We start from the raw sequence: 13,824 nt of genomic DNA, 5'->3' as shown, positions 1-13,824 counted from the left end.
TCTTAGATTGCCTAGAGGCTCATGATGGGGGGATGCTTCTCAGATAGGGGTTGTATCTTTCACTCTGATGGTTTTTTGGAAACGATTGTTTAATAATCCTGACCTATCGACGACTGACCAAACTTCCGAGTTCAATCATGAACTGGTAGAAGTTAAGGGCCAAAGTGCGGGCCAATCTCGCATTTTTTTTAGTAGAGAACGAGAAATTGATCTCTATGAGTTAGAAGAACTTTGTGATGCTGTTGGTTGGGCCCGTCGTCCCCTACGCAAAGTTAAACTTGCGCTTACCTACAGTTTTATGGTGGTTTCCGCCTGGGAAGTCAAGGGAAAAAAACGACAGTTGATTGGGTTTGCCCGTGCGACCTCTGATCATGCGTTTAATGCGACAATCTGGGATGTGGTCATTCATCCCAGGTTTCAAAGTAAAGGGCTAGGAAAAGCGATGATGAAGTATATGATTCGTCAACTCAGAGGGGAAGATATTAGCAACATCACCCTATTTGCCGATCCCCATGTGATTGACTTTTATCGTCGTTTAGGGTTTGTGCTAGATCCTGAAGGCATTAAAGGAATGTTTTGGTATCCTGATTAATGATCCTCTGCGAATATTGAAAATTTGGGTTATAATGGACTAGCACGTTACGGGATGTAGCGCAGCTTGGTAGCGCGCCTGCTTTGGGAGCAGGATGTCGCAGGTTCGAATCCTGTCATCCCGATTGATCCCTTGACTCGAAGTCAGAAGTTGATTTTAGTTAATTTTCACGGTTTCTCCTAATCGAGCAGACTGTAACGCGGCTTCGGCAATTTTTAAGGCATAAAGACTTGATTCTGGTTGAATATAAAGGGGTTTCCCTTCAAATAAATGGTCTAAAACTAGGGTTGTATCTTTAGCAAATAATCCCCGACGACTCTCTAATTCAATGGGTTTTGTGCCATCTTTGGTAATTAAGTTACCTTCCATTCCACTGAAGATTATTTTACCTTGATCACCGTATAATTCAAAAATGCGATCGCTTGTTACAAAATTCTCCCCTTTGCCATAAATTAGATCAACAATTACCCCATTTTTAAATTGCAATTGAGCATCACATAAACAGGCTTTATAATAGCCTGATTCTTCCGCTTCCCAATAGCGATCATGACAAGTAATTGTGTTAACTTCCCCCAATAAGTCTGTAAAGCGATGAATTCTCGGTAAGGCAGCTTTGAAGGGAAAGCCAAACATAAGATGATCAAAAGTCCAATGATGGGGGGCGGGATTTTTAGAATCAATTGTGGTATAGCGACCAAAAAATACTGTTCCTATTTCTGGTAAATATTGACGAATAGCTTGGTGCATTCCCCCTAAAATTTCGATATGCTCAATATGTAATAATGTTCCGTTTTCTTTGGCGAGTTTTAATAATTCTAATCCTTCTGCTACATCTAATGACAAAGGATATTCAATAACAATATGTTTGCCAGCTTTTAAAGCAGCTTTGGCAATTTTTCCGTGATCTCTATTAATGGTACAAATAACCACTAAATCGATGTTTTTATCGGTGACTAATTCTTCCCAAGTCTCACAAGCAGAAATACTATATAATTGACAAAAATTGCTTAACTTCTCAGGGGTATGACCTGTCACTAAGCATAACTGCGATCGCTCATCTTGTAAAAATGTTTCTGCACGTCTTTGAGCAGCGTATCCGGTTCCGACGATACCCACCTTTAGGGGACATGACTGAGAAATTTGAGGAGTCAAGGACATTTTATGTTAGGGAGAGGTCATTATCCATTGTCCATTATCCATTATCCATTGTTGAACCTATCCCGCTCTAAGTACAAATCATCAATTATAGGTATAAACATAACTAATACTAATAGATGAAGCCATAAGGGGCAAAATTATTAAATCTTGAAGTTGCTTAAAGGACTATCTATCATAGGTTAGACTCAATACATCCTCACAAAATTAGAGAATCCTTAATTGTCCATCAAACATAAGAAAAACTTATTTTAAGTTTGTTTAAGAATCTCATTACTAATCCCTTCTTTACACAGGCTATTTTTCCCGTAGTATCAGAGATGAGACTTACTGATGAAGTTAATTTGCTTATTTAGCTTCATCGTAAGGAAAAACGACTGTTTCATCTAAGAAGAGGACACAAATTCATGGCAACCTATAAAGTTACTTTAGTTAACGAGACAGAAGGCTTAAACACCACCATTGAAGTACCCGATGATGAGTACATCCTAGACGTAGCCGAGGAGCAAGGTTTAGATTTACCCTACTCCTGTCGCGCTGGTGCTTGTTCTACTTGTGCTGGTAAACTGGTTTCCGGTACAGCACCTGATCAATCTGATCAATCTTTCTTAGATGATGATCAAATGGAAGCTGGATTTATTTTAACTTGTGTTGCTCGTCCTGCTGGAGACTGCACCATTACGACTCACCAAGAAGAAGAGCTTTACTAATTTCAGCCATCCTAATTAAACGGCTGAAATTTCCAGGGAATTAATGCAGGGGCGTTGTTTAGGAGTCCCTGCTTTACTGTTTTTATTATAAGTTATTTAAAGGTTTGATGTGAGTCAGGGCAATATTTTGTAATGTTTGATAGTTTAACTTACCTTGTTGATTTCGCGGTAAGTTGTCTAGTTTAATCCAATATTTAGGTTGCTTAAAGTAACTTAATTGGTTACGGATAGCTGTTTGAATGTCTTGTAAATTGAGAGAATTGGTTTGAGCGACATAAACCGCTGTTACCGCTTCTCCCCACTGAGAATGAGGAATTCCAATCACACTGACATCTTTAACTAATCCTGTCTCTAGTATAGCATTTTCAACTTCTTTGGGAAAGACATTTTCTCCCCCTGTAATAATTTTTTGGCTGTTTCTTCCCATAATATATAAATAATGCTCGTGATCACAATAACCTAAATCATCTGTGACGAATATTGATTGTTTTTTGAAGTTAGGATAATAACCGAAAAACAAAGATTTTGCTTGAATATTAATGACTTTTGTGGGTTCATTTATGTAAATTTTTACATGGGGTAATATTTGTCCCGTGCTTTGATTTCCTTGTAAAAAATCCTGGGGTTTTAGGGTGAAAATTTGTGATGCTGTTTCTGTCATTCCATAGGTGGGAGATAAGTTAAGCTGATAGTTTCTAGCGGTTTCTAATAAGGAATTCCAAGGGGGTGCGCCTCCTAGTAAAATAGTTTTAAAGTTTCTTAACCAATGGGGATCAATTTCTAATAATCTTTGTAATTGTGTGGGAACTAAAGAAATAAAATAATCACGGATATCTGTGGATGGTTTAAGTCCTTTTTTTAGCTCTGAGTAACCATGAATGATTATACTACCTTGGGTTAAAAAAGAGCGCATAAACTGCATTAAACCACTGACATGATATAAGGGAAGTACCGAAAAAGAGTTAACTTGATTAACTGTAAAAAATTGAGTAAACCCTTTAACTGAAGCTGATAAGGTTTCCCAAGTATGAATGGCAAACTTAATATTTCCTGAGCTTCCTCCGGTGGGAATCATAATTAAAGCTGTCTCAGGTAATAAGTAATTTTGTTGATTATTATCGGGTTGAAATTGGGGATAATTATCAATACCTAAGATTAAGTTTGGTTGGGTTAAATTAACAACCTGTCCCCATTCTTTTTTTGTCCATTGAGGATCACATAAAAAGAGATGACAATGGGTGATGATGGCTGCCAAAAAAGCTGATAAAAAATGATCGGGTTTTGGCTGTGCTAAAATAATTTTAGGACAAGAATAATTGGATTTTATTTGTGTAAATTTATCAATATAAAATTGAGTTAACTGATAAAATTTATGGCTATTATATCCCATAAGCCATGATTCATTTAAACGAGTTTGTAGAAGGGTTAAAATTTCGGACACAAGCTTTTATTCCTTGATTATTTTATCCTTAAACCAGTCATTAATTCCGAACCCAACTGCGCGATCGCCCTTCATTAATTCGGCGGCTAATTTTAACCCATGATGACGGCCAATTGAGGTTTCAAATACAGAAGAAAATACTAAATCCATGGGATAATTTTGACAGAGTTGACGCAGACGACTGGGAAAGCCCATAATTGCTGGTTTAATCACAAAAATTCCCCGCCAACCTTGTTGATAACAGCTATCTAATTGAGTTAAATTAGCGACTGATTCATCTAGGGCTAAAGCTGTTTTATGATCTTGATTTAATTGTATCATATTATCCAATTGAGCGGGGGGTAAGGGTTGCTCAATAAATTCAATATTGTTTAATTCATCGGTTATTTTTAACCAAGTTTGTGCTGCTTGTAAATTTAATCCTCCATTGGCATCTAATCTTAATTTTGTGTCTTGGGGTAATTCATTAATTAACTGTTGTAATAGGTTGATTTCTTCCTCATATAAACTTACCCCAATTTTCCATTTAAAGGTTTTATATCCTTGTTGATAACCAATTTTTACTTGAGATAATGCTTCTTTACCTGTTGGCAATAAATAACTAAATTTTGATTTTTTGTTTTCTTTCAAAATATGAGAATTAAACCCTTCTAAGGCAGATTCAAAGGCAAATTGACAGGCCGGTAAATTATCAGGAATCAGCTTAATTTGTTCTAAATAAACTTTCGTGCCAAGTTGTTGACAAAATGATAGAGATTGTGCTAATGTTTCCGAACCAAACCAAGGCAAAGGCGTAATTTCTCCCCAAGTAATTTTACCAAGATCATTGGTCAATTTTAAGATGATTCCTTCTCGAATTTTCCAAATACCATGATGGGTTTTGAGGGGTTTAATAAAAGAACGTTGATAGATTGAAAAATTAAAATTATAACTCATAAAAATCATAAAATTATTACTTATTCCTGAAACCAACTAATATCAAGATAATTAATTTTAGCATAGGGTTCAAGAGCCGTTAAAATCAGATTACCATAACTGCGATAATTGACACGATTATCTAATAAAGCGACAATTCCCCGGGACTCTCTGAGGGGCATTACTGCTCGTTGTAATTCCTGTAAAGCGGTGGGTAAAAGATAGAGACGAAACCAATCTTTACGACGTTTTTTATAATTAGAAACCAGGGCAGATACTAAAGGATTTTCTAAGGAAGGAATCGGTAAAGTCGCAATAATTAATAATTGAGGAATCGGCAATTTTTCTTGATTTTCATGCCAAAACTTCCAACCACTGACTAAAATACCATTAGCATCAAGTCCAGTGTTTTCTACCTGTACTCGTGACCCAAATTCAGCCGCTAATTTTGTAGCAACTTGTGCTTTTAACGGCACATCATCCACAATAATAATAATTGACTTTGAGCGTTGATAACAGAGCATAACAAGATGGTTTACTTCCTCAATTAACACCCCTTGAAATTCCGGTGTATTAGGCATCGGTAAACGGTCACGAATATATAATTTAATCAGTTCATTTTGTCGATGAGGGGCAAACTTTAAACAAAGAATATCATCCGTTAAGCCAATGGTATCACGATAAATCGGAGCCGCTTTATCACTATCTAAAAATCCCCCCATCAAAACAACAGGAGAACTTTGCCAAATAGGGGCTAAAATAGAAGCAACTTCTAAGGGACTGACATGAAGTGAAAAAGTTTGATTTTGACGCTCAATAGATGCCCACAAAAGTTGGTTTTCTCCTTGAATTTGCTCTCCAAACTTACGCAACCAATCTTCAGGTATTACGTCGCAAAGATGTTGTAAACTAGCCTTTTCTTCAGGCTCAAGCAAACAATGTTCATAGGGACTAAGAGGATGACTTAAAATTGACTTTTGAAGATACAGACGAACCTCTTGAATCAGATTACCATAAGCAGGATAATTGATTTGTAATTGTTGCCAATCATCAGGAGAAATTGTCAAAGTTAAAGCGTCTCTTGTCCACTCCTCTAAATAATCAGCCTGTTCAATTAAAGTGGGAATATTCAGAGGTAAAAGCCCTTTATTCTCCAGGCGATCGCGTAACCAAACTTGAGGCGAAACCATCAATAATCCCGTAAAATTATCAAAACAGACCTCATTAATATCTGTCTTAGTCAAAATCACTTTATCGGTGTTTAACCATTGCTGAAGATGGGGAATTTCTTGTTGTTTTAAATGGGTTTGAACAGTTAAAGGGGCCACCAATAAAATCGGGCGATCGCTGAGTAAGGATGGCATTAAATAACTTAACCCATAACGCTCAAAAGTGCTTCCCGTTTGAATGATAGCAGAGCGATCGAGACGTAAGGCGCGGGACACCAAACGGGCCATGGTTAAATGATGATCCCACAACGGTTGTCCCTGTTGTCGTAAAAAGTCCCGTAATGAGGTATGAACTTCCGCTTCAAGTATTGTCATAAAGGATGATCCCTAACCTAGAAAAGTAATGGCCCTCGCAGAGTAAAGTCCTCCTTCCCGTGATTTCCTGTTCCCTCAAACCAGAAAATGATAAATTGAGGATCATGTAAATTTAATTTAAGGATAACAAACAAGCATGGCTGAAATTCAGTTTTCTCGTGGTGTGTCAGAAACTGTCGCTCCTCAAGTCCGCTTAACTCGCGGCAAAAGTGGTAATAGTGGAACCGCAATCTTTCACTTTGAATCCCCCAATATTCTCCTTTCAGAAAGTACCGAGGACATTACCGGAATGTATCTGGTAGACGAAGAAGGAGAAATTGTCACCCGCGAAGTTAAGGGAAAATTCATTAATGGAAAACCCACTTCTGTCGAAGCTATTTTAATTATGAACTCCTCAGAGGAATGGGAACGTTTTATGCGGTTTATGGAACGTTATGCTAAAGAAAATGACCTCGGATTTTCTCAAGCTTAAATCTCTCATGGGATATGGGGCAAAGTTCGGTAGATGTGAACCGTTTGCCCCTATAACCACCCCTTTAACCGCCGAAATTATGTCAACCCCTCATCCTGACCAAGAAACGATTATCATCCGTTGTGGCATCATTACAGTTAGTGATACCCGCACTCCTGAAAGCGATCGCAGTGGCCAACTTATTCAACAACGCTTGACGGATGCTGGCCATCAAATTACTCACTATTGTCTTCTTAAAGATGAACCGGAAGCCATTAAAGCCCAGATTAAGCAATTAACCCAACATTCTGAACTAGATGTCATAATTATCAATGGAGGGACGGGAATTGCCCCCAGAGATACTACTTATGATGCTTTAGCAGGGTTATTAGAGAAGACTTTACCAGGGTTTGGGGAATTATTTCGTTATTTAAGTTATCAAGAAATAGGTTCCCGGGCCATGGCTTCACGGGCGATCGCCGGAGTTTATCAAAACACCTTAATTTTTTCTCTGCCTGGGTCTTCTAATGCCGTAAAATTAGCTTTAGATCAGCTAATTTTACCTGAATTAATTCATCTTACCCAACAGTTACAAGGGCGTTAGAAAGGAAGACGAGGGACTTTACTGATGAACCCTTGAATATCTTGATATATTTCGGCCAAGCGATCGCCATCTACATGAATTTCTGAGGTAGGATAATTTTCAAAGATTTCAATCACGCGAATATTTTTATCTGATAAAGCAGAGGTGACTAATGCACCTCTTAATGATTCCCGACTGGCGCGTTTTGAAGGGGTTTGAATCACTTCTCCCACAGGATCAAGCACTAAATTTCCTGCAAAACTATTTAAAACTTTCGACAAAAAAACCGGATCAACATCTACATTATTATTTAACAAACGACGTAAATCTTCTGGTTGTTTATTAGCTAATTTTAGATAGGATTTTAGAGAACTTGAGGTTTCTCCTTTATTCGCTAAGGTACTTAATTCCGCAACGGATACCGACTCCCGGAGAATACTATATTTTAAGACCACTTTTTCCGCAGCTTGGGCCGGAATGATGGCGGAAAATACTCCAAACATAGTAGCAATTAAGCTTAACCCAATTTGAGCAGACTTAAAAAGGGTTTGATTGTGTTTCATGGTAATTAACAATACCTCTAGGCTTTCTCTCTATTCTAGATTAAAGAAAACGAAATCATCTATAATACAAGTAAGACCCATAATGAGGACGGCATCTTATGACTCTTCAGCCTGAAATTATGAAATCCGTTGAACAACTTGGCTACCGTGTCACCGTTGGAGATGTGGCAGCACAAGCGGGGCTTAATGTTAATTTAGCACAACAGGGATTATTAGCTTTAGCGTCTGATGCGGCTGGCCATTTACAAGTCGCAGAGTCGGGAGAAATAGTTTATCTTTTCCCTCAAGATTTTCGGACAATTCTTCGTAATAAATATTGGAAACTACGTCTTAAAGAAACCTGGGACAAAATTTGGAAAGTTTTATTTTATTTAATTCGGATTTCCTTTGGTATTATTTTAATCGCTTCAATCATTTTAATGGTGATTGCTATTGCTGTTATTATTATTGGTATTAATTCCAGTAAAGAAGGCAATGATCGAGATTCTAGTGGTAGTCGCGGTGGTGGTTTTGGCGGTGGGGGAATCTTTTTCTTACCTAATTTTTCAAATTTGTTTTTAATCTTTTCTCCTGATTATCGTTATCAACGTTACGGTTATTCATCCAGTTCAAGATCTCAAACTTCTAAACCTTCAAGTGATCTGAACTTTTTAGAAGCTATTTTTTCCTTTTTATTTGGAGATGGCGATCCTAATTATAATTTAGAAGAACGTCGCTGGCAAGCGATAGGCACAGTAATTCGTAATAATAAAGGTTCTATTGTTGCTGAACAAGTTGCCCCCTATCTCGATAATATTAATCAATCTAATAGAGAGACAGAAGATTATATTTTACCTGTTTTAACTCGCTTTAATGGTACTCCAGAAGTGTCACCAGAAGGGGAAATTATTTACTATTTTCCTGAATTACAAGTCACAGTTCAAGAACAAACTCAAAAATCTTTGGCTAGTTATTTACGGGAAAAATTATATCGATTTAGTGAAGCAAGTAGTAGCCAAATTATGCTTGGCATTGGCTTAGGTGCATTGAATTTTATTTTAGCTTTAGTGTTAGGTTCATTTCTCAAAAGTCCTGAGTTAGTTGCTCAATTTGGTGGTTTTATTGCTTTTATTAATTCTATTTATTGGGTATTATTAGGTTATGCGATCGCCTTTTTAGGAGTTCCGTTAATTCGTTATTTTTGGGTACAAGGAAAAAACAGTAAAATTGAAGACAGAAATAAACAACGACAAGAAAGAAATAAATTATTAGAAGAAAAGGACAAAACTCTCAAACAAAAATTAGCTTATGCTCGTCAATTTGCTACTCAAAAACTGATTACTGAATCTGACATTACTTATACCACAGAAAAAGATGTAATTGAACAAGAAATTGAACAATCTGATAGAATTGATCAAGAATGGCAAAGACGTTTAGATTCTGAACAGTAGTAAACTTTAGAGTGAATTTCTCTTTAGCTTTGCTATGACAAAAGAGGAATTAGATAACATTTTTCGTTCTTAGTAAACTAATTGCCAATAAGCTGTTGTGCATTTAAACTGCTTATTTGTTAAATTGAAGGAAACAGCTAAAACCCTCTTTCCTTTTGCTTTTTGCTTTTTGCCTTTTGCCTTGCTAATACGCATTTTAAATGCGTATTAGCTTACGGAGTTTTATGTAGAGGCAATTCATGAATTGCCCCTACATAGATTTATTTTAGGCTTCTGAGGGTTTTGTTACTTCTTGGAGTTTTTTCCGGTCAAACTTGAGGACTAAAACCGCTAAGGGAGGCAAACATAAATCCAAGGAATAAGGAAGATTATGGAATGACCATTCATCCGTCCATTTACCCCCTAAATTCCCCATATTACTACCGCCATATTGTTTAGCATCACTATTGAATAATTCGGTGTAATATCCCGCTTCAGGAACCCCAATACGGTAATGACTATGGGGTTGAGGGGTGAAATTACAGACCACGATCAAAAAGTCTTCAGGCTCTTTACTCCGACGGATAAAAGATACCACACTATGACGATTATCGTTACAATCGATCCAGCTAAACCCTTCCTGTTCAAAATCGCGGTTATATAAAGCAGGTTCCTGTTTATAAAGGGCATTAACATCAGTAAAAAACTGTTTTAGTTGGTGATGGGGTTCATACTGCAATAAATGCCATTCTAAATCTCCCCAAACATTCCATTCACTCCACTGGCCAAATTCCATGCTCATAAACATAGTCTTTTTGCCAGGATGAGTAAACATATAGGTAAATAAACTGCGGACATTGGCGTACTTTTGCCATTCATCCCCTGGCATTTTACCAATGATATTACTCTTGCCGTGTACCACCTCATCATGGGAAAGGGCTAACATAAAATTCTCGTTGTAGTTATACCACATACTGAAAGTTACGTTATTTTGATGGTATTGACGGAACCAAGGGTCCATACTGAAATAATCTAGGATATCGTGCATCCATCCCATATTCCATTTCAGATTAAAGCCTAAACCTCCCGTATAGGTAGGCCAAGAAACCATAGGCCAGTCCGTAGACTCTTCAGCGATAGACAAGGCCCCTGGAAAATAACTAAACAGTACACTATTAACTTGACGCAAGAAATCAGCCGCTTCGAGGTTTTCCCGTCCTCCATATTGGTTGGCTATCCATTCCCCATCTTCACGACAATAATCGAGGTAGATCATGGAAGCAACTGCATCAACCCGAATTCCATCAATGTGATATTTGTCAAACCAAAATAACACATTAGCCACTAAGAAATTACGGACTTCATTGCGACCATAATTAAATACAAGTGTTCCCCATTCCTTATGTTCTCCCTGACGGGGGTCAGCGTGTTCATATAAGTGAGTACCATCAAAAAAGGCTAACCCATGACCATCTTTAGGAAAGTGACCAGGAACCCAGTCTACAATCACTCCAATACCGTTTTCGTGGCATTTATCCACAAAATACATAAAATCTTCAGGACGGCCATAACGGGACGTAGGGGCGTAATATCCTGTCACCTGGTATCCCCAAGATCCATCAAAAGGATGTTCAGCGATGGGTAATAATTCAATATGGGTGTACCCTAATTCTTTGACGTATGAGATTAACTTATCCGCTAATTCATAGTAACTGAGGAAACGGGCCCCGGTATTCCATTCAGACACTTGAACGGGTTCACATTCCCCATTAAGTAAGGGGGTTTTTTCCGCTGAGGAAGCGTGTAACCATGATCCTATATGAACTTCATAAACAGAAATCGGTTGAGAGAGGGGATCAGTATTCCGTCGCTTTTTCATCCACTCCCCATCATTCCATTTATAGGTGTCTAAATCAGCTACGATAGAGGCAGTTTTGGGGCGAACTTCTTGATAGAATCCGTAGGGATCAGATTTTTCATAGATATGACCTTCCCAGTTTTTCACTTCATATTTATAGGAAGTTCCTGGGCCAAGTTCAGGAATAAACAGTTCCCAAAGGATATTACTGCGCTTCCGCATTTGGTGTTCTCGGCCATCCCAATAATTAAAATCTCCAATAATAGAGACATTCCGCGCATTGGGGGCCCACAGTGCAAAATAGACCCCTTTTACTCCATCTACTTCCGCCAGATGGGCCCCTAATTTTTCATAAATACGGTGGTGGTTGCCTTCGGAAAATATGTGTATATCAAAGTCAGTAATATAGGGAGAACGAAAAGCGTAGGGATCATAAATAACTTTTTCTTGTTCCCCTTCTTTAACCCGTAATTGATAATTATTAAGTTCTGGGGTTTCAATAATACATTCAAAAAAGTTCGGATGATGAACCGACTGCATTTGATATTCTTGGCGTTCCGTGGGACATAATACCCAGGCCGCTTGTGCTTTGGGTAAATAGGCGCGGACAACCCATTTCGTGGGGTTGCCATTCTCTTCCAAGGGATGACAACCTAGAATTTCAAAGGGGTCATGATGGAGGTTGGAAACAATCTGATTAACTTGATCTGGGGATATGGTTGTGGTCATTCGGCTAGCAATCTCAACAAACTGAAGGAGGAAGGCTTGTATCTGCCCTAGTGCATCTTACTACCTACTTTACACATTTTGAATGATTTGCTGCTGAGAAACCTAACACAATGTAATGTTAGGGGGAATGAGGCTAGGATCTAGATTGGTTTAAGATTTTAGGGGTTGTAGGAGTTTTTCTAACCATTTTTCTACTTTTTGGTAATAGCGATCGCTTTCGGGTAAGTGAGACAAGGCGCGGTAATAATCAGCGATCGCACAATTCCAGTCTCCTCTAACATAATAAGTATAGCCTCGCTCGGCATAGATTCGCCCTTGATATTGATCTCCCATAATTAAAGCAATTTCTAAGGTTTCAATGGCTAATTCATATTCATCGAGTTCCCTTAAGGTAATGCCTTGGTTAATCCAAACTCTTTGATTATAGGGGTTGATATCTAAGGCCGCTTCGTAATCTGCGATCGCCTTGATCAGATCACCTTGAATGGCATAACAGTTAGCACGATTATTATAGGCCCTATCTAAACGAGGATTAAAGGCGATCGCTTCATTAAAATCTTTCAGGGCCGCCTCATATTGACCTATTTTGAGATACATCAACCCGCGATTATTGTAATCAATGGCACTGTCGGGCTGACGGTTAATTAGTTGGTTGAGCAAACTAATGGCTCCTTGATAATCTTTTTGATGAGCTTTTTCTTTAATTTTGATTCTTAACTGTAGACTAGAAAGGGAAGCAGGGGGGTTTTGACACATTAACCTCATGGCAGACCAGTCCTTCTGCTGTAACGAGGTTGCAGGTTTGGGGGATCTTTTTGACTGGAAATACTCAAGAGCGTTTTGGTTCATGGCGGCCTTTCTCAGTTTCTTAAAAATACTGTACTCAATAGTTTGATTGTTAATGGTGCAAAATGTGTCACTCATATAACTGTCTTGAAAACTTTTTTGGATAATTAGCTTTCCGAATGGGACTACAGATGCGTCTTTAGCCATTCCGTAAAATTTTCCTTAAATTTTTCTTAAATTCCTGCATCATTATCATTATCATAGATAAATATCAATTTTTAATTCATTGATGGATATAGGGTTACAGATAGCTGATAAGATCGGGTTAAACGCTTCAAATCATGATTAATTCAGAGAGTTGACCTCAGCTTATGTCTACTGCTACTTTACTGCCTAATACCCCCGATGTTTCCGCTGATGATTATTGTGTCTTTGGGTTAGCCACCTGCTTTTTGAAAGAGGATGGAGAGTTTCATCAAGTTCGGGTGATTGAACCTATTCCTTCTGCTGCTTTAGAAGCAATTTTTAAAGGAATTACTACCTCTTATGAATTAGCTTGTGCTAAATCTCTTGGGGAAATTTTAGGTCATGAAAGTTTAATGAAACCTGCTGAATTTCCTGAAGATGCCCAATTTTGTGATGATTTTACTGAGCGAACTATTGCGGCGGTGAGAACCTATCAAAATCGTCTCGAAGCCAAGTCTCTAATGCCTTTGGGAACTATCAAGAATGACTTTAATTTTTCTTTAGAGAAAAAGCGGATACTCAATGCGGTTAATGTTGTTAAGACAGAAGATAATGTTAAGCAGCATTCCCATACTCATAAGGTTCTTTAATCGGTTCATCCGGTGGGCAATGCCCACCCTACTTCTTTTCGTCTAAGATAGCAGGAATGTATGACAATATTTGTAAATTTATCGCTGAAACTTTTGCCAAAGACTTGGCACAATGGTTATTAGGACAACCCATAGAATTAACTGTCCTCGAACCTACTGAATTACAAGTTGCACCGATCAGAGCCGATAGCTTAATCTTTCTTCAGTCAGAAGACTTAATACTACATATTGAGTTTCAGACTGACCCTAAAG

13 protein-coding genes, 1 tRNA gene and 1 pseudogene are annotated in these 13,824 nt (G+C 38.0%); 8 read left to right on the top strand and 7 right to left on the bottom strand.

The window, feature by feature from the left end:
* Nucleotides 1-67: 67 nt before the first annotated feature.
* Nucleotides 68-592, top strand: a complete 525-nt coding sequence (locus VB691_RS03805) for a GNAT family N-acetyltransferase (RefSeq protein ID WP_323290127.1) — start codon at nucleotides 68-70, stop codon at nucleotides 590-592.
* Between the two features lie 50 nt (nucleotides 593-642).
* Nucleotides 643-716: transfer RNA gene (locus tag VB691_RS03800), tRNA-Pro, on the top strand.
* Between the two features lie 32 nt (nucleotides 717-748).
* Here the strand turns inward: VB691_RS03800 and VB691_RS03795 are convergent.
* A complete protein-coding gene (locus tag VB691_RS03795; protein WP_323290126.1) occupies nucleotides 749-1,750 on the bottom strand; it encodes a Gfo/Idh/MocA family oxidoreductase in 1,002 nt (333 codons plus the stop codon).
* Between the two features lie 404 nt (nucleotides 1,751-2,154).
* On the opposite strand from VB691_RS03795, the gene VB691_RS03790 reads away from it, so the two are divergent.
* A complete protein-coding gene (locus tag VB691_RS03790; protein ID WP_323290125.1) occupies nucleotides 2,155-2,457 on the top strand; it encodes a ferredoxin in 303 nt (100 codons plus the stop codon).
* A gap of 85 nt (nucleotides 2,458-2,542) precedes the next feature.
* Here the strand turns inward: VB691_RS03790 and VB691_RS03785 are convergent, their stop codons facing one another.
* The 3 genes from VB691_RS03785 to VB691_RS03775 are packed head-to-tail and all read right to left on the bottom strand — an operon-like array spanning nucleotide 2,543 to nucleotide 6,357.
* On the bottom strand, nucleotides 2,543-3,898 hold the full coding sequence (locus VB691_RS03785; protein WP_323290124.1) for a 2-succinylbenzoate--CoA ligase: 1,356 nt from the start codon (nucleotides 3,896-3,898) through the stop codon (nucleotides 2,543-2,545).
* Between the two features lie 6 nt (nucleotides 3,899-3,904).
* On the bottom strand, nucleotides 3,905-4,834 hold the full coding sequence (locus VB691_RS03780) for an o-succinylbenzoate synthase (RefSeq protein WP_323290123.1): 930 nt from the start codon (nucleotides 4,832-4,834) through the stop codon (nucleotides 3,905-3,907).
* A 20-nt stretch (nucleotides 4,835-4,854) separates the two neighbouring features.
* Complete coding sequence (locus VB691_RS03775; protein WP_323290122.1) at nucleotides 4,855-6,357, bottom strand: ATP-dependent DNA helicase; 1,503 nt, start codon at nucleotides 6,355-6,357, stop codon at nucleotides 4,855-4,857.
* A gap of 136 nt (nucleotides 6,358-6,493) precedes the next feature.
* Here VB691_RS03775 and psb28 point away from each other — a divergent pair, with 136 nt between their 5' ends.
* Both psb28 and VB691_RS03765 read left to right on the top strand, forming a co-directional pair.
* Complete coding sequence (psb28, locus tag VB691_RS03770; protein WP_323290121.1) at nucleotides 6,494-6,829, top strand: photosystem II reaction center protein Psb28; 336 nt, start codon at nucleotides 6,494-6,496, stop codon at nucleotides 6,827-6,829.
* Between the two features lie 79 nt (nucleotides 6,830-6,908).
* Nucleotides 6,909-7,412 carry a MogA/MoaB family molybdenum cofactor biosynthesis protein gene (locus tag VB691_RS03765; RefSeq protein ID WP_323290179.1) on the top strand — a complete coding sequence of 168 codons (504 nt, stop codon included), beginning with the start codon at nucleotides 6,909-6,911 and terminating at the stop codon, nucleotides 7,410-7,412.
* On the opposite strand, the gene VB691_RS03760 is transcribed toward VB691_RS03765, so the two are convergent.
* A complete protein-coding gene (locus VB691_RS03760; RefSeq protein ID WP_416244645.1) occupies nucleotides 7,409-7,954 on the bottom strand; it encodes an alpha/beta hydrolase in 546 nt (181 codons plus the stop codon). The two genes, VB691_RS03765 and VB691_RS03760, sit on opposite strands and share 4 nt — an antisense overlap.
* 98 nt (nucleotides 7,955-8,052) lie before the next feature.
* On the opposite strand from VB691_RS03760, the gene VB691_RS03755 reads away from it, so the two are divergent.
* Nucleotides 8,053-9,384 (top strand): hypothetical protein, encoded by a 1,332-nt coding sequence (locus VB691_RS03755; protein ID WP_323290120.1) that lies wholly within the window; start codon nucleotides 8,053-8,055, stop codon nucleotides 9,382-9,384.
* A 265-nt stretch (nucleotides 9,385-9,649) separates the two neighbouring features.
* Here VB691_RS03755 and glgB read toward each other — a convergent pair whose 3' ends face one another.
* Nucleotides 9,650-11,950, bottom strand: a complete 2,301-nt coding sequence (gene glgB, locus VB691_RS03750; protein WP_323290119.1) for a 1,4-alpha-glucan branching enzyme — start codon at nucleotides 11,948-11,950, stop codon at nucleotides 9,650-9,652.
* A gap of 150 nt (nucleotides 11,951-12,100) precedes the next feature.
* Nucleotides 12,101-12,943: a tetratricopeptide repeat protein gene (locus tag VB691_RS03745; protein WP_323290118.1), complete on the bottom strand. Its 843-nt coding sequence runs from the start codon at nucleotides 12,941-12,943 to the stop codon at nucleotides 12,101-12,103.
* Nucleotides 12,944-13,107: 164 nt separating this feature from the next.
* Between VB691_RS03745 and VB691_RS03740 the strand changes: the two genes are divergently transcribed.
* Nucleotides 13,108-13,572 (top strand): hypothetical protein, encoded by a 465-nt coding sequence (locus tag VB691_RS03740; RefSeq protein WP_323290117.1) that lies wholly within the window; start codon nucleotides 13,108-13,110, stop codon nucleotides 13,570-13,572.
* Between the two features lie 56 nt (nucleotides 13,573-13,628).
* Nucleotides 13,629-13,824 (top strand): annotated as a pseudogene (locus tag VB691_RS03735) (hypothetical protein); the annotation flags it as partial.

It is taken from the genome of Crocosphaera sp. XPORK-15E, from assembly GCF_034931425.1.
In the GTDB taxonomy this organism is placed as follows: domain Bacteria; phylum Cyanobacteriota; class Cyanobacteriia; order Cyanobacteriales; family Microcystaceae; genus UHCC-0190.
The sequence above is the reverse complement of the archived record's forward strand: the minus strand, read 5'-3'. Positions and strand labels throughout refer to the sequence as shown.